General features: G+C 50.9%; 21 protein-coding genes. 13 read left to right on the forward strand and 8 right to left on the reverse strand.

Annotated features, from left to right (window positions below):
• Positions 1-72 precede the first annotated feature (72 nt).
• Positions 73-1,002, forward strand: a complete 930-nt coding sequence (locus tag DVH26_RS07220; RefSeq protein WP_239635304.1) for a manganese-dependent inorganic pyrophosphatase — start codon at positions 73-75, stop codon at positions 1,000-1,002.
• A gap of 51 nt (positions 1,003-1,053) precedes the next feature.
• On the opposite strand, the gene DVH26_RS07225 is transcribed toward DVH26_RS07220, so the two are convergent.
• Both DVH26_RS07225 and yhbH read right to left on the reverse strand, forming a co-directional pair.
• Positions 1,054-2,487, reverse strand: coding sequence for a SpoVR family protein (locus DVH26_RS07225; protein ID WP_239632705.1), 1,434 nt, complete (start codon positions 2,485-2,487; stop codon positions 1,054-1,056).
• Positions 2,484-3,641, reverse strand: coding sequence for a sporulation protein YhbH (gene yhbH, locus DVH26_RS07230; protein WP_239632707.1), 1,158 nt, complete (start codon positions 3,639-3,641; stop codon positions 2,484-2,486). The genes DVH26_RS07225 and yhbH overlap by 4 nt, the downstream gene beginning before the upstream one ends.
• 295 nt (positions 3,642-3,936) lie before the next feature.
• Between yhbH and DVH26_RS07235 the strand changes: the two genes are divergently transcribed.
• Both DVH26_RS07235 and DVH26_RS07240 read left to right on the forward strand, forming a co-directional pair.
• Positions 3,937-4,218: an IS1096 element passenger TnpR family protein gene (locus DVH26_RS07235; RefSeq protein ID WP_239632709.1), complete on the forward strand. Its 282-nt coding sequence runs from the start codon at positions 3,937-3,939 to the stop codon at positions 4,216-4,218.
• Between the two features lie 20 nt (positions 4,219-4,238).
• Positions 4,239-4,394, forward strand: coding sequence for a hypothetical protein (locus DVH26_RS07240; protein WP_239632711.1), 156 nt, complete (start codon positions 4,239-4,241; stop codon positions 4,392-4,394).
• Positions 4,395-4,935: 541 nt separating this feature from the next.
• Here DVH26_RS07240 and DVH26_RS07245 read toward each other — a convergent pair.
• The 6 genes from DVH26_RS07245 to DVH26_RS07270 form a co-directional block, all read right to left on the reverse strand.
• Positions 4,936-5,988, reverse strand: coding sequence for a copper amine oxidase N-terminal domain-containing protein (locus DVH26_RS07245; protein ID WP_239632713.1), 1,053 nt, complete (start codon positions 5,986-5,988; stop codon positions 4,936-4,938).
• Positions 5,989-6,130: 142 nt separating this feature from the next.
• Complete coding sequence (gene cyoD, locus DVH26_RS07250) at positions 6,131-6,469, reverse strand: cytochrome o ubiquinol oxidase subunit IV (RefSeq protein WP_239632716.1); 339 nt, start codon at positions 6,467-6,469, stop codon at positions 6,131-6,133.
• Between the two features lies 1 nt (position 6,470).
• Positions 6,471-7,082: a cytochrome o ubiquinol oxidase subunit III gene (cyoC, locus tag DVH26_RS07255; RefSeq protein WP_239632718.1), complete on the reverse strand. Its 612-nt coding sequence runs from the start codon at positions 7,080-7,082 to the stop codon at positions 6,471-6,473.
• Positions 7,082-9,055, reverse strand: a complete 1,974-nt coding sequence (locus DVH26_RS07260) for a cbb3-type cytochrome c oxidase subunit I (RefSeq protein ID WP_239632720.1) — start codon at positions 9,053-9,055, stop codon at positions 7,082-7,084. The genes cyoC and DVH26_RS07260 overlap by 1 nt, the downstream gene beginning before the upstream one ends.
• A 17-nt stretch (positions 9,056-9,072) precedes the next feature.
• On the reverse strand, positions 9,073-10,065 hold the full coding sequence (gene cyoA / locus DVH26_RS07265; RefSeq protein ID WP_239632723.1) for a ubiquinol oxidase subunit II: 993 nt from the start codon (positions 10,063-10,065) through the stop codon (positions 9,073-9,075).
• A gap of 259 nt (positions 10,066-10,324) precedes the next feature.
• A complete protein-coding gene (locus DVH26_RS07270) occupies positions 10,325-10,600 on the reverse strand; it encodes a hypothetical protein (protein WP_239632725.1) in 276 nt (91 codons plus the stop codon).
• A 288-nt stretch (positions 10,601-10,888) separates the two neighbouring features.
• Between DVH26_RS07270 and DVH26_RS07275 the strand changes: the two genes are divergently transcribed.
• The 10 genes from DVH26_RS07275 to DVH26_RS07320 all read left to right on the forward strand — a co-directional run bounded on the left by DVH26_RS07275 (position 10,889) and on the right by DVH26_RS07320 (position 22,855).
• Positions 10,889-12,073, forward strand: coding sequence for a glucuronate isomerase (locus DVH26_RS07275; RefSeq protein WP_239632727.1), 1,185 nt, complete (start codon positions 10,889-10,891; stop codon positions 12,071-12,073).
• 35 nt (positions 12,074-12,108) lie between these two features.
• Positions 12,109-13,068: a Gfo/Idh/MocA family protein gene (locus tag DVH26_RS07280; protein WP_239632729.1), complete on the forward strand. Its 960-nt coding sequence runs from the start codon at positions 12,109-12,111 to the stop codon at positions 13,066-13,068.
• Between the two features lie 125 nt (positions 13,069-13,193).
• On the forward strand, positions 13,194-14,219 hold the full coding sequence (locus DVH26_RS07285; protein ID WP_239632732.1) for a response regulator transcription factor: 1,026 nt from the start codon (positions 13,194-13,196) through the stop codon (positions 14,217-14,219).
• 37 nt (positions 14,220-14,256) lie between these two features.
• Positions 14,257-15,270 (forward strand): NAD-dependent epimerase/dehydratase family protein, encoded by a 1,014-nt coding sequence (locus DVH26_RS07290; protein ID WP_239632734.1) that lies wholly within the window; start codon positions 14,257-14,259, stop codon positions 15,268-15,270.
• Positions 15,271-15,337: 67 nt separating this feature from the next.
• Positions 15,338-16,321, forward strand: a complete 984-nt coding sequence (locus DVH26_RS07295; protein ID WP_239632736.1) for an aldo/keto reductase — start codon at positions 15,338-15,340, stop codon at positions 16,319-16,321.
• 125 nt (positions 16,322-16,446) lie between these two features.
• A complete protein-coding gene (locus tag DVH26_RS07300; RefSeq protein WP_239632738.1) occupies positions 16,447-16,737 on the forward strand; it encodes a DUF3817 domain-containing protein in 291 nt (96 codons plus the stop codon).
• Between the two features lie 209 nt (positions 16,738-16,946).
• Entirely contained in the window at positions 16,947-19,259 is a 2,313-nt protein-coding gene (locus tag DVH26_RS07305) for a glycoside hydrolase family 95 protein (RefSeq protein ID WP_239632740.1), read from the forward strand.
• Between the two features lie 200 nt (positions 19,260-19,459).
• On the forward strand, positions 19,460-19,762 hold the full coding sequence (locus tag DVH26_RS07310; protein WP_239632742.1) for a hypothetical protein: 303 nt from the start codon (positions 19,460-19,462) through the stop codon (positions 19,760-19,762).
• 266 nt (positions 19,763-20,028) lie between these two features.
• Entirely contained in the window at positions 20,029-20,409 is a 381-nt protein-coding gene (locus tag DVH26_RS07315) for a DUF423 domain-containing protein (RefSeq protein ID WP_239635305.1), read from the forward strand.
• 535 nt (positions 20,410-20,944) lie between these two features.
• Complete coding sequence (locus tag DVH26_RS07320) at positions 20,945-22,855, forward strand: putative bifunctional diguanylate cyclase/phosphodiesterase (RefSeq protein ID WP_239632744.1); 1,911 nt, start codon at positions 20,945-20,947, stop codon at positions 22,853-22,855.
• The last annotated feature ends 63 nt before the right edge of the window (positions 22,856-22,918 follow it).

The raw sequence follows: 22,918 nt of genomic DNA on the forward strand, positions 1-22,918 counted from the left end.
TATAATCTAGTATAGAGAGAGCAATTTATGATATACTTTTCTAAGCAAAAAATATGATTAAGGAGTAAGATGATGGAAAAAACATTGATTTTCGGTCACAAAAATCCTGACACCGATTCGATTGGCTCTGCTCTTGTGTACGCAGATTTGAAAACCAAGCTGGGTGCCAACGTAGAAGCAGTCCGCCTGGGTAATGTCAGCAGCGAAACGCAGTTCGTGCTGGACTATTTTAAAGTAAGTGCTCCTCGCTTGGTGGAAACTGTGGCGAACGAAGTGAACACCGTGATTTTGGTCGATCACAACGAACGTCAACAGAGCGCAAGCGATATCGATAAAGTACGTGTTACCGAAGTTATAGACCATCACCGTATCGCGAACTTCGAAACAAGCGGCCCGCTGTATTACCGCGCCGAGCCGGTAGGCTGCACTACGACGATCCTGAACAAACTCTACAAAGAGAACGGCGTAGCGGTTACGAAAGAAATCGCAGGCTTGATGCTTTCCGCCATCATCTCCGATACATTGCTGTTGAAATCCCCGACTTGCACGGAGCAGGATGTGGCAGCTGCCAAAGAATTGGCTGCTATCGCCGGTGTAGAGCTCGAGACTTACGGATTGGCTATGCTGAAAGCCGGCGCCGATTTGAGCGACAAAACGATTCCGCAGCTGATCTCCCTCGACTCCAAAGAGTTCCAAATGGGAGCAAGCAAAGTCGAAATCGCGCAAGTGAACGCGGTTGACGTGAACGACGTATTGTCCCGTCAAGGCGAGCTGGAAGCCGCTCTTTCCACTATCATCGCCGACAAAGGCTTAGATCTGTTCTTGTTCGTCGTTACGGACATCTTAAACAACGATTCCATCGGGATTGCGCTTGGAAGCAAAGCTTCCGCAGTAGAGCAAGCTTACAATGTAACGCTGGCTGACAACAAAGCGGTGCTTAAAGGTGTCGTTTCCCGTAAATCGCAGATCGTACCTGTGTTGACCGATATTTTCACGAAGTAATAAAAATAACAGGCTGTACTCTTTGTTGAGTACAGCCTGTTTTGTTGAGTTTTACAAAAACTTCCGGTTATGCTTCTTCCCGTCGTAGGTGAATAGCACCTGCTTCGATTCCACCGTCGTTTCGAGGTGGACGGTTTTGCCCCACAGCTTTTGAATATAAGGGAGCGTCCGCTCCACATATTTCAAATCGAGCTCCAGCCCCTCGAAGGAGTGCTTCAGGTACAGCTCCCCATTTTTCTCGTAGTCCCCGTTCTCGACCACAATGTAAGGGAAGCCGCCGTTGACGCGGGAGTAGACGAGCTGATCGCGGATGTTGCTCCACGATTTGTCGGTAATTTTCCACTCGGGGCCCTTTTTCTCGAAAATGTATAGATCCAGATCGTCTACAAGCTGCTTGTTCAAGTAGTTGCGGATGAACGACAAATCCGAATCATATTCGCGAACGTCGAATATTTTGCGCCGTCCCGATCCGGGCTCGCGGCCGTAGCGTTCGCGCTCTTCTTCCGTCGGATTATTCCAGCGCTTCTCGATATCCTCGAATATTTTCAAGCCGAGGTAGTACGGATTCAAGCTGTGCCTCGACGGAACGACAACCGATGAATTCAGCTTGGCGAATTCGATGGTCTCATCCTCGGTCAAATCCATCTCCCGAAGAATTCTTTGATGCCAATACGAAGCCCAGCCTTCATTCATAATTTTGGTCTCCAGCTGCGGCCAGAAGTAGAGCATTTCGTCACGCAGCATCGTCATGATGTCTCGCTGCCAATCGGTCATGTACGGTGCGTGCTCCTCAATGAACAGCATGAGATCCTTTTCCGGCTTAGCCGGGAATTTGCGGTTTTCATCCTCCTTCGAAGGCTTTTTATCCATTGACGCCGTGTCCAAATCCCACAAATCCTCATATCCTAGCTTGCGGTCTTTTATGATCTCGCGTTCGGACGATTTTTCGTTGTTTCTGCCGTATCGGGAAGCATTGTAGGGAGCAGAGATCAGCGGATCGACATGCTCTTGAATGGCCAGCACCGCATCGATAAACTTCTCGACCTCTTCTCTTCCGTACAAGATTTCGTACTGCCGGACGCGCTCCGCTGTCGCCGACATGCTTTCCACCATGTTACGGTTCGTTTTGGAGAAGCGGATGTTGTTTTTGAAAAAATCGCAGTGCGCCAAGACGTGCGCAACAATCAGCTTATTTTGAATGAGCGAGTTGCCGTCGAGCAGGAACGCATAGCATGGATCGGAGTTGATGACCAGCTCGTAAATTTTGCTCAAGCCAAAGTCGTACTGCATTTTCATCTTGTGAAACGTTTTGCCGAAGCTCCAGTGGCTGAAGCGGGTAGGCATCCCGTAGGCGCCAAACGTATAGATGATGTCGGCGGGACATATTTCATATCGCATGGGGTAGTAGTCGAGACCGAATCCGCTGGCGATTTCGGATATTTCGGCAATGGCATATTCCAGATCCTTGATATAGTCGGCGTTCATCGTGCGATCCTCCCTTCGGACTTAGGAAAAAAGGTGCGAAGCGCCTTGTATACTTCGCCTTTCTCGCGAATGACGTAATGCACGAACTTCGGATCATGAATGTTGCGGTAAGCGGACATGAGCGTGCTGCTGCGGTTGTATTGGTTCACTTCGCCGTAGCCGAACATATTCGAACGCTTCACGAGCTCGGTGATGAGCTTGACGCACCGCTCGTTGTCGGAGGTCAGGTTATCGCCGTCGGAGAAATGGAAGGGATAAATGTTATAGCGAGCCGGAGAATACCGGCGATCGATCAGGTCGACTGCGAGCTGATAGGCGGAGGAGCAGATCGTCCCGCCGCTTTCTCCCTTGGTGAAAAACTCTTCTTCCGTCACTTCCTTCGCCTCCGTATGGTGGGCGATGAAGACGATTTCCACGTGCTCGTATTTCGTGCGCAAAAACCGCGTCATCCAGAAGAAGAAGCTGCGCGCGATATATTTCTCGAACGATCCCATAGATCCGGACGTATCCATCATGGCTATGATGAGCGCGTTGGATTGGGGAACGATGATTTCATCCCACGTTTTGAACCGCAGATCGTCAGGGCTGATTCCATGGATGCCCGGAATGCCGGCGCCTGCATTGCGGCGAAGATTTTCGAGTATCGTCCGCTTTTTATCGATGTTGGACATGATCCCTTTTTTGCGGATGTCATTGAAGATGATGTCCTTGGTCATCACATTGTCTTTTTCTTTTTGCTGCAAATTCGGCAGCTCCAGCTCCTCGAACAGCATCGACTGCAGCTCCTCCATTTGTACCTCTGCGTCGTAATAGTCGTCTCCCGGCTGGTCGCCGGCGCCTTCTCCTTTGCCCGGACCTTGGGAGGGGGTCGGGTCTACGCCGAGCACGTCGCCAACCTGGCTGTCGCCGTCACCCTGGCCTACATGCTTGCTTTTATTGTAATTGTAACGAAAACGGTATTCGTCCAAGCTGCGAATCGGTACTTTGATGATCTGCTTGCCGTCGGACATAATGATGCTTTCGTCCGTTACGAGGTCAGGCAGGTTTTGCTTAATCGCTTCACGTACTTTTTGCTGATGGCGGGTCTGGTCCTGATACCCTTTCCGATGCAGAGACCAGTCCTCGCGGGATACGGTAAATAAAGGTTCAGTCATGTCGGACACCTCCTGATATGGGTTGGTTCATGCATACTATGAAACGGGCGGTAACAAGACAACTAGGGAAAAAAAGTGCTTGTTACTAAATATATTCAAGTGAAGGGGGGATATGTGATAGGGACGGGCACCTATTTTTTTGAAATCGCATTCATGAGTTGGAAATTGCAGCTGCATAGCGGACAAGAAGCAACAAGGCACGACAGCGTTTCCGCCGCTTTGGCAGAAGCAAAATAATGGTATAAGGACGGTAAGCTCATAATTCGGTTATTATGATTAATTTTAGGAGGACGGCATGGACTTTATTTGTAAAATTGTGCTGGACGAGCTTACACCTGCGGTTTGGCGCCGATTTCAGTTTCATTCTGAAATTACCTTTCATCAGCAGCATCAATTGTTACAGACCGTTATGGAATGGGACGATTACCAACGTACGAGTTTGTCTTCGAGGCTGCAGGAGGCCAAACAGGCTACTGCCGATTTTGAACGGCTGACAGGCAACGACAAATACAGCTTGGAGCTCAAGCTGTTTATGTCGAGATGGGTGTTTCCTATACCAACATCTACGGCGAGATAGATGGACGATTTTACAACTGTATGCTCCAAATGTATGCTGAAGTGATCCGTACCGACGATACGGGCAAGCTGATTGAGGAGTATGACGAGCGGATAGCTGCGATTGTTGCCGGCACGGTAGGCATCGGATGGGGATTCCATGATGTGCTGGCTGAGTTGTATGAGCAAATTCGTTAGTGAACGGTTTCCTTTATGGGATTACGTGGGGGACAAGGGTACGGAATAGCAGCACATCGGTCCGGGAGGCAGACTATCGGACAGGAGATCCGTTATTTCCTGGAATTAAGCCGCTTTTGCAATGCTATCGGACAAGGAATCCGTTATTTGCTAATATTACCGTATAATGTAGTTTGTTTTGGCTAAATAACGGATCTGTAGTCCGATCGACCTGCGAATTGAGCCATTTTTGGCAAAATAACGGATCTGCGGTCCGCATCAACCAAGTAAATGCTTGTATCGCTTTTTCAGCGGCAATTTCCAGAAACGAAAGAGGCTTTAGCGTTAGCGCTCCTTCTGAGATGCCTTACCAACCTTACCGCGCATTCGTTCTGACCGGTTAGGTCGTGGCACTAGCGTGGAGCACCATCGAGTGGCCTTGCTAGACGATTTCTCCTTATGGCTCAACAGCACCTCTTACGAAAAAAAAGGGCCGCTCCCCAGCGGAACCACACGCCAGAAGAACAACCCTTTATGAGAACTCGCTACTTCAAAATCGTGCTTATTCCGCTTGCGCTTGAAGAACGATTTTCCAAGCCGTGCCGATTGGAGGCAGGCTTCTCGTCAAGACACCGTCGTAGAAACCGATCACTTTCGCGCCTTGAACGAGCGTCGCTTTATCGATCGCTTCACCTTTCAAATCCGTAAGGACGGATTGCTCCGACAGACGCAGCACAACCTCGGAAGGGGACGTTTCGGTTAATCCAGTGCCTTTGATCCGCACGCTAACCGCTCCTTTGTCGTCGGTACGCACTTCCTCGATCGTTCCGGCTGTTCCGATAACGTCCTTTGCTTCTGCTTTATCAAGCACCGTAATCTTGAATGTCGGCGTTTGCGGAGGCAAGCTTAATGTCGCGGCCAAGGAATGCTCAACTTCTACCTTCATGCCCAGAACAAGGTCGGTAAACTTCAGCGGCGCTCCGTCGGCAGTCTGGTACGCTGTTTCATCGGAAACGTTCAGTACGAGCCCGTCCATGGCCACGCCGTTGATCTGAACCGCCTTGTGCCCGTTCGCATCGCGAATCGCTGTAATGACGCCGGTTGCGTTCACATGCTGCTGCTTCTTCTGTTCCGTAATGGCAACCGTCCCTCCTTCGGTCACGACATTAGCTCTTAACACTTCCTGCACGAAGGAAGCCGGGATATACATGGTGTTGTCTACCAGGGCAGGCGCGGTGCCAAGCGGCTTGTACATTTTATTGATCGTATAACGGTCTTCCCCGTTCTTCACCTTCGTCCAAATGGCATCCTTGCTCAAATCAACGGACAAATCTTCCTGATTCCACGTCAAGGTGAAACCAAGTGCTTCTGCTACGGCGCGAAGAGGCAGCATTGCTTCCTTGCCGTCGTATAATTGAAACCCATGGAGGGCTGCCGCTTTACCGTTCACGGTAATTTGAATGTCCTTTTGAGCGGTTGGGGCTTGTGCTTGAACGGCTGCTGGCGCATCGTTAGGCGCGGCATAAGCTGCTCCACCGGTTAGCGCAACGGAAAGCGCCAGGAGGGCGACCCCTTGTTTGACTATATTGGATTTGTTCGTACGTTTCGTCATCATCTGATTCTCCTTTTGTAGGGTTACCTTATGTAATAAAGTCGATTACAGTATCTCTGACGGGATTTATGTGCATTTTGTTGCAGTTGGTTGCAAAAAAAAGACTTCCGCTCTTCATAGAGCGAAAGTCTCTCCTACAGACAACTTAATGTGCGACCTGGTTGTAGGTCATGATCCAGATCGATCCGGCCACGATCGTCAGCAAGATGATGATGCCGAGAATCAAGGCCATAATGTTCCAGCGGGCGTTCTCGCCTTCTTTCAAATGCATGAAGAACACAAGCTGAACCGCGAACTGCAATATCGCCATCAGCAAAATGATCGCAATGCGGGCCGTTTCGCTGAACATCCCGTTCAATATGACGACCAGCGGGATGATCGTCAGTACGATCGATAAGATAAAGCCGATGACATAAGATTTCAACGACCCGTGAGACCCGGAATGCGAATGCTGGCCGTGCGAGTTCGAATTTGCTTGACTCATCTTACATCACCCCCATCAAGTAAACGACCGTGAAGACGAAAATCCATACGACGTCAAGAAAGTGCCAGTACAAGCTGATAACGTCGACTTTACGCTTTGTTACCGGCGTTATGCCGCGTTTTTTCAACTGTAGCATCAGGCCGATCATCCAGAACAAGCCGAGGGAAACGTGCAATCCGTGCGTGCCGACCAAAGTATAGAACGCGGACAAAAATGCGCTCGTCTGCATCGTAGCCCCTTCGTGCACCATGTGCACGAATTCCATAATCTCCAGCGTTACGAAGGACGCGCCGAGCAAAACCGTAACGCCCAGCCAGGCGATGAGCTGCTTCACGTTGCCTTTATGCATGGCCAGAACGGCCAAACCGCTCGTGAAGCTGCTCGTGAGCAGGATGAACGTTTCGGCGATAATGCCGGGCATTTGGAACAGCTCTTCCGGCGTAGGGCCGCCGCTGGTATTGCCGCGAAGTACGATATAGGTGGCGAACAACGTGCCGAATAGGATACAGTCTGTAATCAGGAACAGCCAGAAGCCGAACGTTTTGAGCGATTCATGGTCATGATGCTCGTGCTCGTGATGATCGTGAGCATGTGTTGCTGCCGAATGTGCCATTACGCTTTCGCCCCCCTTAATGCAGCTTCCGTCTGCTTAATTTCATCTACCGGAATATAGTAGTCCGTGTCATACGAGAACGAACGGACGATCATGCAAATCAATACGCCGATCATAGCCGGAATTGCCAGCCACATCCAGCCCCATACGAAGCCGAAGCCGGCGAAAAACCATAGAGTCGACTTGACGAACGGAATCGCCGAGTTTTTCGGCATATGGATCGGTTCCAGCGGCGTCTCAGGTGCAGGCACGATCCCTTGCTCACGCTGCTGCTTTTGCTCCCACCATTCGTCTACATGATTCACCTGAGGCACTCGCGCAAAATTATACAGCGGTGCAGGGGAAGGGATGGACCATTCCAGCGTGCGTCCGTTCCAGGCATCGCCTGTAACGTCGCGTTGATTGTGTTTAATGCTGTAGGCGATTTGCCATACTTGGAAAATGAACCCGATTCCCATCAAGAAGCCGCCGACAGTGGATACCAGGTTCAGAGGCCCCCAGCCCATATCGAAATCGTACGTGTACGTACGGCGGGTCATTCCGTCGAGACCCAAGAAATACTGCGGCATGAAACATACATAGAAACCGATGTTCCACAGCCAGAACGCCCATTTGCCCAAATGCTCGTTGAGCTTGAAGCCGAACATTTTCGGCCACCAGTAGTACAACCCTGCGAAGTAACCGAACGCAACGCCGCCGATCAGCACCTGGTGGAAATGCGCTATCAGGAAGTAGCTGTTATGGAACTGAAAGTCTGCCGGAGCTACCGAGAGCAGAACCCCGGTCATCCCGCCGATAACGAAGCATGGAATAAAAGCGACGGTCCACAGCATCGGTGTCGGATAGGATACCCGGCCTCGGAACATGGTGAACAGCCAGTTAAATACCTTTACGCCTGTCGGTATGGCAATAAGCATGGTTGTAACCGCGAAGAAGGCCGCAACATTGGCCCCGGAGCCCATCGTGAAAAAGTGGTGAGCCCATGTAAAGAAGGAAAGAACAGCGATACTGATCATGGCGAATACCATGGACGAATAACCGAATAGCTTTTTCTTGGAGAAGGTTGCCACGATTTCCGAGAAAATACCGAACGCCGGAACGACGACGATATAAACCTCAGGGTGCCCCCACATCCATATCAAGTTAATGTACATCATCGGGTTGCCGCCGCCATCGAGCGTAAAGAAATGCGCACCGGCGAAGCGGTCCAGGAATAGTAAGGCAAGGGTTACGGTTAAAATAGGGAAAGCGAATATGATCATGATGCAGCTGGAGAATACCGACCAGGTGAACATCGGCATTTTCATCAGCTTCATGCCTGGCGCGCGCATTTTCAAGATAGTGACGATAAAGTTAATCCCTGTCGCCAAGCTTCCGATACCGGATACTTGAATGCCCCAAATATAAAAGTTTTGTCCGACGCCAGGGCTATGCGACAGCTCCGACAACGGCGGATAAGCCAGCCATCCTGCGTCCGGCGAGCCGCCGATAACGAAGGAGACGTTGAACAGCATCGCGCCCCAGAAAAACATCCAGAAGCTGAGCGAGTTCAGGAACGGGTAAGCGACGTCACGTGCCCCGATTTGCAGCGGAACGACGATGTTGAACAAGCCGAACATGAGCGGCATCGCCATGAACAAGATCATAATGACGCCGTGCGTAGTGAAGATCTGGTTATAGTGCTCCGCCTCCAGAAACTTCATGTCGGGCATGGCGAGCTGAAGCCGCATGAGCAGCGCGTCGACGCCGCCGCGGAACAGCATAAGGATGGAACATAAAATATACATGATACCGATACGCTTGTGGTCAACGGTTGTCAGCCATTCGCGCCACAGCCAGCCCCATTTTTTAAAATAGGAGAGCGCGAACACGATGGCGACCATGGCCAGCCCGATGCTGACTTGGGCTCCGAGAATCAGCGGATCGCCCGTTACGAAAAACCACGATGCAAAATCTTTTATACTATCCAGCATGTGTATGCCCCCTTTCGTTAGTGATGACCGGAATGCTGTTGGGGTGTCTCTTGTGTTTTTGCCCCTTGGCCGGCTTTATTGTTGGTGTCCGCTTTTGGCTGCTCTTGATGGGCAGGAGCGGAAGTTTGTCCGCTGGAGCCGTGATTGGCGTGGCCGCCGACACCGTATTTCGTAACGATTTTGTTAAACAATCCTTCCGGGAACGCGGAGAACAGCTGCTTGCCGGACACACCCGGTGTCGCGAGCTGGTTATAGCCATCCATGGTTAAAGGATTGGAGCTTTCCTTAATGTTGCGGACCCAATTGTTAAATTGTTCGTCCGATGTGGCATGCACCTGGAATTTCATGTCGTTAAAATGCTTGCCGCTGAAATTGGCGCCCGTACCGTAGTAAACTCCTTGCTCATCGGCTTGCAGGAACAAGGTCATGGCCATGCCGGACATGGTGTACATTTGACCGCCAAGCTGAGGAATCCAGAACGAGTTCATCGGCGCATCCGACGTCAGCTCGAATTTGATCGGCGTATCCTCCGGAATCGCAATATAGTTCACGGTAGCGATGCCTTGCTCAGGATAAGTGAAGAGCCATTTCCAGTCCAACGAAGTGGCTTGCACCACGATGGGCTTTTTGTCTGATTCAAGAGGCTTGGAAGGCTCCAGCGCATACGTTTCTCTTACCGTAACAACAGCCAATATGGCGATGATAACGATCGGAATTCCCCACCAAACAATCTCCATTGTCGTGCTGTGAGACCAGTTGGGTTTATAGGAAGCTTTATTGTCCGGCTTGTCGCGGTAGCGCCAAACAATAAAAGCGGTCAATACGAGCACAGGAACCAATATGATACCGCACAATATCGATGCAGTAATAATGAGATCTCTTTGCCCTGCTGCTATCGGCCCCTTCGGATCCATGACCATCAAGGATTGCCCGCAGCCCGACAAGAGCACAAGCATGGCAAGGAAGAGCAGCGGTGCCGCTATTCGAGCCGCTTTTTTCGTGATTCGCATACATTATCATCTCCAGCTCTCTTAGTAATGCCGAACGTTCGAAACGGTTGTGAATTATGGAACGTTCTTATCTATTTCATACGATAACAGATATTAAACGAGATTTCGCCGCTGTTAACAAATACGTCAACGTTTCGACTTTTTTCTGTAAAACAAAGTTCACGAAAAAGATGATTATTAATTTTTGGCAAACAAAAAACCCCTCTTAGACGCTGCTTAGAGGGGTTTTACGGTAAAACGTTGTCACATATCGGACAAGTTATGATTGGCTGTTGACATCGTCTGCCTCTTGCTTACGAGAATGAACGAGATGAATCGCCGTGCGGATGACATAAATATGAACGCTTCCGACCATGAAACCCAAACCTACCATTAAAGAGGTGTTCCGGTCGCTGAAATGATTCAAATTAAACAAACACATTAAAACGCCGATTCCAAGAATAACCCATGCGGCGGCGGTCATCCAGTTGACAAGACGCTGTACATCTCGCTCATTGTGACGTACGCTGCTTACGGATGCGGTCTTCGTCGTCATAATGATCACTTCCATTTCCTTTGTAAGTGTTTTCTTGTAACCAGTATAGCATACTTTGCCATGTTCGTTCAATAAATGTTCAATATTTGATCGAAATTCGGACAAAATTGGGTGAAGGTGACCCTCTTATATAAGAATTGGTATATTATGGATTTAATCATGAAATTTCCCCATAGTAATCATAAAAAATGACAACTATCTTTGAAACTAACGCCATGGAAGGCATGACCATCAAGGTGTATGATGGATGGGGACCTTATTATCAAATGGAAGAAGGGAACAACTCGCATGTTGACTCATGAAGCATTCATGGAAGAGATTATGGGGTTTGACGTACTGGATACACACACCCATTTGGTGGGGGACCGCCTTGGGGCAAGAGATTTTTGGGAAATCGCTCACTATTTCTGGCTGAACCGCGAAATGCAAGCGGCGGGGTATCCGGATCAAGCTATGGAGCTGCCCGAGGATGAGCGTATAGAGGCCTTTTTGACAGCATATCAAAAATCCCGCAACACGCTGATGAACTGGATTTTTACGAATATTTTCAAAAATCTGTACGGTATCGAAATCAAGGATGCGGATTCGATCCGGAGAGCCGACGCCGCTGTCCGCGCGACGAGCGCACAACCGGGCTGGGCGCAGCAGGTTGCCGATAAGCTGAACATTCGTGCGTTTGTGACGAATATTCCTGAGCACGCCGAGTTTCTGAATATGGATCGCAATGCCATTCTAATTCCGAGAATCGACGGCAAAATTTTCGAATGGACAAAGTCGGTGCATCAGGCGGAGCAGCGAGAGCAAGCTTTGGAGGAAGTGCGCGGCGCCGTATTCAAGCTGGTATCCGATATTAAGGAACGCGGCTGTCCGGGGATTATGACGACGCTGCCAGGCTATGACGCCAAAGCGAATGCGACGTATGCTCTGGAGGAAGCGACCCGTGACCAGCTTATGATGAAGGTGCTTCATGTTGTGTGCGAAGCGCTGGAGGAACACGGCTTGTTCTTGCAATTATTCCTTGGCGTAGAGCGCTCCTGGTGCAACACGGCCGTGCCTGTCAACGACCCGCTGCGCATCGTGAAGCTGAACGGGCTCTTTGAGCGTTACAAGATTCAATTCGAGCTGGTCGTAGCTTCCGAGCTTAACAATCTGGACGTTGTTCAGGCGGCATGGAACTACCCTAACGTCCATGTCGGGGGCATGTGGTGGTTCAACTTCCGTGCCAGCACTTACCGGGACATGATGCAGTACCGTCTGGAGGCGCTTCCGGCAATCAAGAGCTCGCTGATCGTTTCCGATGCCCGCTGCATCGAGTGGAGCTACGGCAAAATTTTGATGGTCAAGAAGCTGATCGCCGAGGTATTGTACCAGCAAATGCAGCTGGGCTGGATCGATTACGATACGGCTATTCAGGTGGCCAAAGACTGGCTGTACCATAGCGCGGCCGAGAGATACGGATTTACACTGAACTAATTCATTCATTTATGCAGCCGAAGGGGAGTATTGCGATGAAAGCGATTTTGGTAGGGTTTGGCGTGGCGGGATTTTCCTGGTACAAAAGATTGAGAGACCGAGGGCTTCTTGCGGCCGTCGTAGAAACGGATCCTGCAATGAAAGAGAAGATGGGAAGCGACAATTTCCCGTTCTATACATCGCTTGCCGAAGCATTGGACAAGGAGCAGGCCGATTTCCTCGTGAACGTAACTTCCCCGATGGCTCATACTGTAGTCAACAATGCGGCTTTCGACCGCAAGCTGCCGGTATTGTGCGAGAAGCCGATTTCCTTTGACTATGAGGAATCGATTCAAATCGTGCAGCGCGCCGAGAGGGAGAACATCTCGTTCATGATCGCCGAGAACTACCGCTGCAACGCAGGGATTCGCAAGCTGAAGCAGCTGCTCGAGCAAGGAGCGATTGGACGCATTTCTACTATAGATATACTGTTTTACCGTTATCATCATGTTCAGCGCAAATATACGGTAAGCCTGCTGGACGACATCGGCGTACACCATTTTGATATGATCCGTTATTTGAGCGGCGCCGAGGGACAAAGCGTTTATGCGGAGCTGTACAATCCGATCGGCGGCTGGGAAGAAGAAGGAGCCGTAATCAATACGAATGCGATTATCGATATGGAAGGCGGCATCAAGGTCAGCTATACCGCATCCATCGCTTCCAGAGGGAACCAGACTCCGTGGGCGGGCAATTGGCGTATTGAAGGAACGGAAGGGACGATCGAATACATCGATCAGGTCATTTACCATATTCGCGACGGCGTTACGACCAAGATCGACGATTATTCCGATGTCCAAGCTCCGGATACGTTGAAGGAATTTTTGGCCTCGCTCGAGGAGCAGAGGGAAGCGGAAACTAGCGGGTCCGATTATTTGAAAACCCAGACGCTGGTGCATTTCGCGAAAATATCGAGTACGGAAGGGCGAAAAGTGGAGATTAAGCATCCGAATTAGCAGCTCATTCTTCGTATCAGGCAATCATCGGGGGCTGCTGCAAGGGAACACCTTGCGGGCAGCTCCTTTTTTTCAAACTGCCGGTTCAGTATCGTACCGTTGCGGCATGAGAGGAGAGAGCGTCCATGCAGTTGCTTATTGTTGATGACGAACCGATTATCCGCTTGGGACTGGTGAAGATGGCGGAGGTGTATGCACCTGCCTTTACGGGAATCCGAACGGCGGAGAACGGACTTGACGCCCTGGACAAAATTCGTGCTCTTGAGCCTGACATCGTCTTGACGGATATCCGCATGCCCAAGATGGATGGCCTCGCATTATGCCAGAAAATCCATGATGAGTATTCGCACATCCAAACAGCCGTCCTATCCGGCTACAGCGATTTCGAATATGCGCAAAAGGCGATCAGCTACAGTGTGAAGCAGTACCTTCTAAAGCCGCTGGAAGTGACGGAGCTCCATGAGGTGTTGAACAACCTGGCGCAACAGTCTTCCTCGGGCTATATTTCGGTATCCCGCTATATGGAATGGATAGATCGGATGGAGCAGTCGATTTGGTCGATGAAGATGAGCGACCTGAACGCGGTGATGAAGCAGTGGCGGGAATACTGTCTCTCGTCCAATTTATCGTTAAGCCAGGTGAAGGAGCTGCTGGTGGATTGCATAACGATGTTGGTTAAGCGCTTTCAAGACAAGCAGCCGGGCAAGGAAAAAGAGTTTGTGTATCAGAGTATCCATGGGGAAAGCATCATGGCTGCTCTCGAACGTTTCGACGGCGTCCTGCACCAAATCGCCGAGCACTTGCTCATCTCCCGTAAAGGAAATTACCGTGACCCGATGGAGGAGGCCAAAGCCTATATCGACAGCAGGCTGTCCCAGGAAATATCGCTGGATCAGGTAGCCGCCATGATCGGCCTGACTCCGACTTATTTTAGCGCATTGTTCAAGAAAATGACTAACGAAACGTTCGTCCAGTATCGGATTAACCGGAGGATGGAGAAGGCGAAGGAGCTGTTGTCGGTCCCCCATATTCGAATTGTCGATGTGGCCTCGCTGGTCGGCTATGAGGATTACCCGCATTTCACGAAAACCTTCAAAAAGATCGTCGGCATCTCCCCGTCGGAATATCGAAGCCAGCAGGGGATCAAATGATGTGATAAACTGAAGAAAAAGGCAGGTGACATCCATTATGAAACTATTGGTTCTTGGGGGCACAGGCGTAATCAGCCGCGCCATTGTGGCGGAAGCTCTGGCAAGACAGCATGAAGTGGCGGTATTCAACCGCGGCAGCAAAAACCATTTGTTCTCGGGCGAAGTCGAATGCATCGTCGGCGATAAAGCGAACCGCGAGCAATTCCGCGAAGTGATGAAGGACAGGCAGTTCGACGCCGTGATCGACATGATTTCGTTTGACGCCAAGGACGCGCAGTCAACGGTCGAAACGTTCCAGGGCCGGTCGGGTCAAATCATCGTCTGCTCCAGCACGGCGGCTTACAAGAGGCCGTTTCGGACCGTTCCCACGTCGGAGGATGCCGAGCAATTGGTTGAAGATGCGGCGTTTCCTTATGCATTCCACAAAGCGGAAATGGAGCGGTATTTGCAGCAGGTCATCGAAGCGGGAGAGCTTCCCGTGACGATCATCCGGCCATCCTTGACTTACGGCATCGGGGCGGCGAACCTGGGAGTGCTGCGCCAAAACTATAACATCGTCCACCGTATCCGCAGCCGGAAGCCGCTTGTCATGTTCGGCGATGGTACGATTCCTTGGAGCTTCAGCTTCGCGCCGGACGTAGCCAAGGCTTTCGTAGGCGCCGCAGGCAATGAGCGGATGTACGGGCAGCATTATCATGCAACCAATGAAGATATCCATGTATGGCAGGATCTGTACTTGGAGTTCGGCAAGCTGCTCGGAATCGAGCCGGAGCTCGTTCACATCAGCTCGAGCATGCTGAAGGAGGCGAACCCCGATCTATTCGCTCATCTGTACTATGAGAAAAGCTACTCCGGCCTATTCGACAACAGCAAGCTGAAGCTGGATTTGCCGGGCTATCAGGCGTCGATCTCGCTGTCTTCGGGACTTGCGATGATGCTCGAATGGTATGAAAGGGAAGGGCATTCGGTCGATGAATCGAAGGATCGGCTGGAAGACCGGCTGACGGCATTTTACACCGATGCGTGCAGCCAGTTAAAGGGTTTGTTTTAAGGTATAATCGTTCAAGAAATGAATCCATGAATCATGATCATATAGTTGGGAAGCGGAGGGATTGTGAATGAAATACAGACAACTGGGCTCGACGGAATTGTCGGTAAGCGAGGTCAGCTTCGGCACTTGGGCTATAGGCGGATCTTGGGGCAAGAAGAACGACAGCGAATCGCTGCGCGCCTTGGATCGTGCGATGGAAGCAGGAGTCAACTTCTTCGATACGGCTGACGTGTATGGCGACGGCCATAGCGAGCAGCTTTTGGCGAAGGCGACGATAGGTAAGCAGGATTCCATCCATATTGCAACCAAATTTTGCAGAGCCGGAGATATTCACGATCCTTCGATTTATTCGGAAGCTTCGGTTCGAGCGTATTGCGAGCAAAGCTTGAAGCGTCTCGAGCGCGAACGCATCGACTTATATCAGATTCATTGTCCGCCAATTGCCATTTTGCGGGACGGATCGGTATTTGAAGTGCTGGATAAGCTTCGTGCGGAAGGGAAAATCAGAGAGTACGGAGTCAGCGTCGAGACGGTGGAGGAAGGGCTGCTCTGTCTGCAATATCCCGGAGTGAAGGCGCTTCAGGTTATCTATAATCTGTTCCGCCAGAAGCCGGAGCAGGAGCTGTTTCCGCAGGCGCATGCCCGGGGTGTCGGCATATTGGTCAGGCTGCCGCTGGCCAGCGGGCTGTTGACCGGCAAATTTTCGGAGACTGCGAAGTTTGATGCGGATGATCACCGTACATATAACCGGAACGGGGAGAGCTTCAATGTGGGCGAAACGTTTGCCGGACTTCCATTTGAAAAAGGCGTATCCTTGAGCCGCAGCCTGCATTGGATCGCAGAGGGCAGAGGCAATATGACCCGTGCGTCGTTGCGGTGGATTTTGGACAATCCGAATATCACGTGCGTCATTCCCGGCTTCAAAAATACCGCCCAGGTCGAAGACAACCTCGGCGCGCTGGAGGTGCCTTCATTTACCGACGCGGAACGCCAGCGGATAGAGCAATTTTATAAAAGAGAGGTTCATGAGCATATCCGCGGGGCTTACTGAGTAATAGCGCAAAATTGCAAAAGTGAATAGTTTCCGACAAATGCCGCTTTTTATAGGAGAAAAGCGGTTTTTTTTATATAATGTCATTGTCATGATTAAATATTATGGAACAGGATGGTGCATTCATGTTCAAGACCCCTATCGGGCGTTTCCGTGCTGTCGGGTTATATGAGGGAATTTCCTACCTCGTGCTTTTGGCAATCGCTATGCCGCTGAAATATTTTGCCGATTTTCCGCAAGCGGTTAAAGTCGTCGGCATGCTTCACGGCGTGTTGTTCGTCCTCTACATGCTGGCTCTGGCACATGTCATTTTGGTTCACCGCTGGAATATCGTGAAAATTTTCGGAGCCATTATCGCGTCGCTTGTACCGTTCGGAACGTTCGTGCTGGATGCCAAGCTGCGCAAGCAATCTTAATCTTAATCGTGTCTACCATGGACAAGCTGACGCTGTAGAGGTGTCGGCTTTTTGCTTTTTTCGGGTGTCGGGACGTTTACCTTAGTTTTATGCAAAATCATGTGAGCATTCTACATGGTATTTAACGTCCAACTCTCTTACAATAGAAAAGATGTACTTAATTAGATTTGCAAATGCAACAACTCTATATAGTTGGAAGGAGTCTCATCATGACCAGTTTACAGAAAGAATCGGCAGCTCGCTCAACCTTATGGTATGAGCAACCGGCTAGCAAGTGGCAGGAGGCTCTTCCTATCGGAAATGGGCGTCTTGGCGGGATGATTTATGGGACGGTAGCCCAGGAGAAAATTCAATTGAATGAGGATACCGTGTGGTACGGCGGTCCAAAAAAGGCGAACAACAAGGAAGCGCAGCAGCATTTGGCCGAAATTCGCCGGCTGTTGTTCGAAGGCAAGCAGCAGGAAGCGGAGCATCTGGCTCGTATGGCTCTTATGTCCGCCCCCAAATATTTGCACCCGTATCAGCCTTTGGGCGACTTGCTGTTTTATTTCTTGAATCATAACCAAAAAGCAGAACATTACCGCAGAGAGCTGGACTTGGAGACGGCTGCCGCTAGCGTTAGCTATCAAATAGACGGGTACGATTATAAAAGGGAATATTTCAGCAGCACGGTAGACGGCGTCATGGCGATCCGTCTGACCACGAATAACCCGGGCGGGCTTACGTTCAGCGTTCATTTCATGCGCAGACCGTTCGACGGCGGCTCCAAAAGTATCGGATCGGATACGATCATGATGCTTGGCGAATGCGGCAGGGACGGCGTTCAATTCCGTGCCGGGCTGAAGGCGATCGTAAATGGCGGTTCGGTCCGTACGATCGGCGACTTCCTGTCTGTGGAGCAGGCGAGTGAAGTAACACTGCTTCTGGCGGCCAATACGACGTTCCGCTATGACGATCCGGAGAAGCATTGTCTGGAGCAGCTGACGCAAGCAGCGCACAAATCGTACGAGCAGCTGAAGCGCGATCACGTAGCGGACTATTCGGCGAAGTTCGGCCGTGTCCGTCTGGAGCTGACTTCTCCATCCGATTCTGCAGCACAAGCGCTACCTACCGACGTTCGGCTGAACAAAGTTCAGGAAGGGAACGACGACTTGGGGCTTGTACAGCTGTTCTTTGATTTCGGAAGGTACTTGCTCTTATCCTGCTCCCGTCCGGGCAGCTTCGCGGCGAACCTGCAGGGCATTTGGAACGATAACTATACGCCGCCTTGGGAATCGAAGTTTACGATCAATATCAATACGGAAATGAACTACTGGCCGGCCGAGCTGACGAACTTAGCGGAATGCCACGAGCCTCTCTTCGATCTGATCGAGAGCATGCTTCCGAACGGCAGAGTGACGGCACGCGACGTCTATGGCTGTGACGGCTTCGTTGCCCACCACAACACGAACCTGTGGGGCGATACGCATGTTGAGGGCATTTTGGTAACGGCGTCCATCTGGCCGCTCGGAGCCGCCTGGCTGTCGCTTCATCTATGGGAGCATTACCGCTTCGGATTGGACCGCAGCTTCCTGGCCGAGCGCGCTTATCCGATTATGAAGGAAGCGGCCCAATTCCTGCTGCAATATATGGTCGAGGATCCGAAGGGACGCCTCGTAACGGGACCGTCCATCTCGCCGGAAAACAAGTTCATCCTTCCGGACGGGACTCAGGGCAACTTGTGCATGGGACCTGCCATGGATATGCAGATCGTGTACACGCTGTTTACGGCATGCACCGATGCGGCGAATGCGCTCGGTATCGACCAATCGTTCCGTGAAGAGCTCGCCACTGCATTGGAGCGGATTCCGAAGCCGACCATCGGCAAGCACGGACAAATTATGGAATGGCTCGAGGATTACGAGGAGCACGATCCGGGCCACCGCCACATCTCGCAGCTGTTCGCGCTGCATCCGGGCGAAATGATTCATGCCCGTCATACGCCTGAACTCGCAACGGCAGCCAGACGGACGCTGGAGCGCCGTCTATCTAACGGGGGCGGCCATACCGGCTGGAGCCGTGCATGGATTATCAATTTCTGGGCGAGACTCGGCGAAGGCGATACCGCTTACGAGAATGTGCGCGCATTGCTGGCGAAATCGACTTACCCGAACTTGTTCGACGCGCATCCGCCGTTCCAAATCGACGGCAATTTCGGCGGCACGGCGGGTATTGCCGAGATGCTGCTGCAGTCTCACGGCGGGGAGCTCGCGCTGCTGCCTGCGCTGCCGAAGGCTTGGGCCGAAGGCAAAATCAGCGGCTTGCGCGCCCGCGGTGGGTACGAGGTTGACCTGGAGTGGAAGCAGGGCGTACTGACTCAAGCGGTCATCCGCGCGAAGCATACGGGCACGGTGCGCATTTATGCGGGCCTGAAGCTGCAAGCGCAGAGCGAGGGACAGCCGGTCGCAGCGGCTTACCAGGGCGACCTGATGGAGCTGCCTGTAGAAGCGGGAGCTGTGTACGTGCTTACGCCTAGCGTTTAATATAGGAAGAAGACCTGCCGTATCTTCGGGATCGGCAGGTTATTTTTTTGCCATCCTGATACAGGAATATGGACCTACATATAATGAAATATGCGAATGTGTAACAAATTTCACGAAAAGGCAATCATGAAAAAGCAGGAATAATGGCGGATTGCGTCGAAAATTTGGGAAAGCCGTGTAAATCCAAAGGAGGATATTCGATGCAATATTCCATTGTCCAATCCGTTAAAATTGTTGATATGAACGACGAGATTATGTCCGAGGTGCTGTTCCATCATGGGGAGCATGAATTGCTCGCACTGGCCGTCGGTTCATCGGTCATTACATATCAGTTGGGGCTGCGCCAGTTTGAGGTCGTCTATGATAAGAGGGAAGGCAAGCAGCAGCGCGTCAAAATCGTCGACATCGAAACCGATCTGATGGCTAGCCCGGCCGCTACCCGGGTGTATCTGGAGTCTGTGACGCTGATCATCGGCCAACATGATGTGGGTCAAATTTACTAATTCCTTTTGCAAGTCTATGTATTCATTATAGAGTGCGGTATATCATATCCGGCTGTTATCGCTTGAGGCGAGGCCGGTTTTTTGTTGGAGATTTTAGGCTGGGGAATTGCGGTGTAGGCCTTCCTCGTGTCGATCGGCGTTTTAAGCCAATGCGGAGGTAAGTCCATTTTGTGAACCCGGGCGCAGCTAGTGGAATCAGGTTGTGAAATCCATTATGATGGAGGAAGCGATTAAATTACCGTTTGGGTTGTGCGGAGGTGAGTATGATGAATTCACGCTTTGTTGCGATTGGAGCGATTTGCGCCTTCTTATCCGTAGCTATCGGAGCGTTCGGTGCCCATGCGCTCAAAGAGAGCATGTCGGCCGAGATGATGGCCATTTATGAAACCGGTGTACAATATCATATGATGCATTCGCTCGGTATTATTGCCATTGGCCTGGCGGCTGCCTTTATGCCGGAGAACAAGGCATTGGTACGGGCAGGCTGGTCGCTCTTGATCGGGATCATCCTGTTCTCGGGCAGTCTGTATGTGCTGAGTATTACCGAAATTAAGCCGTTAGGGGCGATTACGCCGTTCGGAGGCGTCGCTTTCCTGTTCGGGTGGTTTAGTTTGGCTCAAGCCGCGTTCAAGTTTAAAAAGCAATAGGGATCGGCGATCCCGTTCTCATGCGGCTGCGCTGCATGCCATCGTCCCATACCGACGCATATTCTGCGTGCGGTATTTTTTTTGCCTCAATAAGCAAGACTTGGCGTCTCTTCCGTTGCGGTGCCGGTTACAGCATTGATATCATGAATCGAAATAAGCTTCGCCAGTACTTTAACCCATGGTTCCCGAAGCGGTTCCGTTCAGGCAGATTGCAGAGAGCAGTCTGTTTTTTTTGTTATAGCTACCAATTCTAAGGGACACAAAAAAACGCTCATCAGAGTGCAGATCAAGCATAAAATGTAATCTGGGACTGCAATCCATCCTTATGTATTAGTGCAGAGGGCGGAATGCGTGCGAAAAAGCGATGCTACAGCGTAAGATGGCGCGTTGGGAGCAGTGAGTGGCGAAAAATGGCAAAATGATGTCAAATATACATGAATATTGCGTTTTTTGTGATGAGATGCAGGAAAAAAGACCCTTGACGTAGAAACAAGTAATGAAATTCATTGTCGAAAAAACCGTGAATAGGGGGGCAATGATGAAAAAGGGAGCGGAATTATTACCGGTCGGGAAGTGGGCAGGGATTGCAGCCTGCGGTTATTTCCTAGTTTTTCTCTATGTCGCCTGGAGTATTGACGTTCCGCTTGTTTGGGCGTTGGGTGCCTTGACGCTTGGAATTTATATGGCAAATTTGGCTCTGAAGGTGCGATATTTCCGATCCTCGGTTTCCGTATCACGGGCTTTGGAAGAAAAAGAACGGGCCTTCGCCTCGTTGTTCGAGCATAACCCGAATGTCGTGTGCTTGATGGACCGCGAGGGCGTCATCATGAGAGTGAATGCGAACACGGATAAGCTTCTCGGTTATACGCGACAGGAGATTGAGGATAAGCCGTTCCGGCAATTTATTGCCGAGGAGTACGCGGACGTGACGATCGAAGCGCTCAATCAGGTGAAGCAGGGATTGCCGCAAACGTTCCGCACAGGCATTATGCACAAGGACGGCTTCCGGCTGGACCTGGAGACGACGGCCGCACCTATTATGGAAGGCGGTCTGCTGAGCGGGATGATCGTGATCGGGCAGGATACCACGGCGGCCAAGCGAACCGAAGAACGCATCCGCTATATGGCTTATTACGATGATATGACAGGCCTTCCGAACCGGAGACTGTTTACGTCGCAATTGGTTGAAGCCATGACGTCGGCTCATCGCCACGGCCATTTGCTGGCGGTATTTTATGTGGATATCGACAGGTTCAAAATGGTTAACGACTGCTTCGGGCACGATTACGGAGATATGCTGCTGCTGCAGCTGGCCGAACGCTTCACCCGATGCATATCGGAGAATGATTACCTGGCACGAACCGAGGGCGACGAATTCGCATTCCTTTTTAACAATTTGCAGCACCGGGATCAAGTCCGCGATTTGGCTATGCGGGTGTTTCAAATATTGGATGAACCCTTTCAGCTTGAGCAGTATCAGGTACATGTAACGGCGAGCATCGGAGTTGCCATTCTAACGGAGGATGAAACCGATGCGAGCTCCTTGATGACCTGCGCGGATATAGCCCTGACCCGGGCCAAGGAGAAAGGGAAGAACAACTTCCAGGTATTCCACACGGATATGAAGTCCATATCGATGAAGCGGCTGACGCTCGAGAGCGATTTAAGAAAAGCTCTGAACAAAAACGAATTTGTTCTGGTATATCAGCCGCAAATGGATATCAAAACCGGGGCTATCGTCGGTTTTGAAGCGCTATTGCGCTGGCATCATCCGGAGAAGGGAATCATTCCTCCGAATGAATTTATTCCGCTGAGCGAAGAGACCGGAATGATTGTGCCTATCGGAGAATGGGTTTTGCAGGAAGCATGCCGGCAAAACAAACTGTGGCAGAGTCAAGGCCACGTTCATGTCCCGGTGTCCGTCAATTTGTCGACCCGCCAATTCCTGCAGTCCAACCTGCGGGATAAAGTAGCCGAGGTGCTCGAGCGCACGGGACTGGATCCGGCCTATTTGGAGCTGGAAATAACGGAAAGCAGCACAATGGACGTCGATTACGCGACGTCGCTGCTGCTGGAGCTAAAGTCGATGGGCTTGAAAATCAGCATTGACGACTTCGGTACCGGCTACAGCTCCTTGTCCTATTTGAAACGATTTCCGATCGATAAATTAAAAATCGACCAGTCGTTCGTCCGTGACATTATGACGGATCCGAATGACGCGGCCATCGTCGCTTCCATTATTTCGATGACAAGACACATGAACCTTAGGGTTATTGCAGAAGGTGTCGAAACTGAGGAGCAGCTGGGCTTTTTACATAACAATCATTGCAATGAAATTCAAGGCTACTGGTTCAGCCCTCCGTTAAGCGCGGATAAGGCGGAAGAGCTGATGCTCCGTAAACGCCAAGTGAATACAGCAGGCTCCTTTCATAATATACATACATAATTCGCATACATAACAAAAAAGGCGGAAAACCGGCAAGGGGATGATGAATCCCGATGCGGCTTT

Origin of the sequence: Paenibacillus sp. H1-7 (assembly GCF_022354825.1) — a bacterium.
Lineage (GTDB): Bacteria > Bacillota > Bacilli > Paenibacillales > NBRC-103111 > Paenibacillus_S.

Coding starts and splice junctions, on each gene's coding strand:
- DVH26_RS07220 (WP_239635304.1), top strand. CDS start 73: ATGGAAAAAACATTGATTTTCGGTCACAAAAATCCTGACACCGATTCG.
- DVH26_RS07225 (WP_239632705.1), bottom strand. CDS start 2,487: ATGAACGCCGACTATATCAAGGATCTGGAATATGCCATTGCCGAAATA.
- yhbH (WP_239632707.1), bottom strand. CDS start 3,641: ATGACTGAACCTTTATTTACCGTATCCCGCGAGGACTGGTCTCTGCAT.
- DVH26_RS07235 (WP_239632709.1), top strand. CDS start 3,937: ATGGACTTTATTTGTAAAATTGTGCTGGACGAGCTTACACCTGCGGTT.
- DVH26_RS07240 (WP_239632711.1), top strand. CDS start 4,239: ATGCTCCAAATGTATGCTGAAGTGATCCGTACCGACGATACGGGCAAG.
- DVH26_RS07245 (WP_239632713.1), bottom strand. CDS start 5,988: ATGATGACGAAACGTACGAACAAATCCAATATAGTCAAACAAGGGGTC.
- cyoD (WP_239632716.1), bottom strand. CDS start 6,469: ATGAGTCAAGCAAATTCGAACTCGCACGGCCAGCATTCGCATTCCGGG.
- cyoC (WP_239632718.1), bottom strand. CDS start 7,082: ATGGCACATTCGGCAGCAACACATGCTCACGATCATCACGAGCACGAG.
- DVH26_RS07260 (WP_239632720.1), bottom strand. CDS start 9,055: ATGCTGGATAGTATAAAAGATTTTGCATCGTGGTTTTTCGTAACGGGC.
- cyoA (WP_239632723.1), bottom strand. CDS start 10,065: ATGCGAATCACGAAAAAAGCGGCTCGAATAGCGGCACCGCTGCTCTTC.
- DVH26_RS07270 (WP_239632725.1), bottom strand. CDS start 10,600: ATGACGACGAAGACCGCATCCGTAAGCAGCGTACGTCACAATGAGCGA.
- DVH26_RS07275 (WP_239632727.1), top strand. CDS start 10,889: ATGTTGACTCATGAAGCATTCATGGAAGAGATTATGGGGTTTGACGTA.
- DVH26_RS07280 (WP_239632729.1), top strand. CDS start 12,109: ATGAAAGCGATTTTGGTAGGGTTTGGCGTGGCGGGATTTTCCTGGTAC.
- DVH26_RS07285 (WP_239632732.1), top strand. CDS start 13,194: ATGCAGTTGCTTATTGTTGATGACGAACCGATTATCCGCTTGGGACTG.
- DVH26_RS07290 (WP_239632734.1), top strand. CDS start 14,257: ATGAAACTATTGGTTCTTGGGGGCACAGGCGTAATCAGCCGCGCCATT.
- DVH26_RS07295 (WP_239632736.1), top strand. CDS start 15,338: ATGAAATACAGACAACTGGGCTCGACGGAATTGTCGGTAAGCGAGGTC.
- DVH26_RS07300 (WP_239632738.1), top strand. CDS start 16,447: ATGTTCAAGACCCCTATCGGGCGTTTCCGTGCTGTCGGGTTATATGAG.
- DVH26_RS07305 (WP_239632740.1), top strand. CDS start 16,947: ATGACCAGTTTACAGAAAGAATCGGCAGCTCGCTCAACCTTATGGTAT.
- DVH26_RS07310 (WP_239632742.1), top strand. CDS start 19,460: ATGCAATATTCCATTGTCCAATCCGTTAAAATTGTTGATATGAACGAC.
- DVH26_RS07315 (WP_239635305.1), top strand. CDS start 20,029: ATGAATTCACGCTTTGTTGCGATTGGAGCGATTTGCGCCTTCTTATCC.
- DVH26_RS07320 (WP_239632744.1), top strand. CDS start 20,945: ATGATGAAAAAGGGAGCGGAATTATTACCGGTCGGGAAGTGGGCAGGG.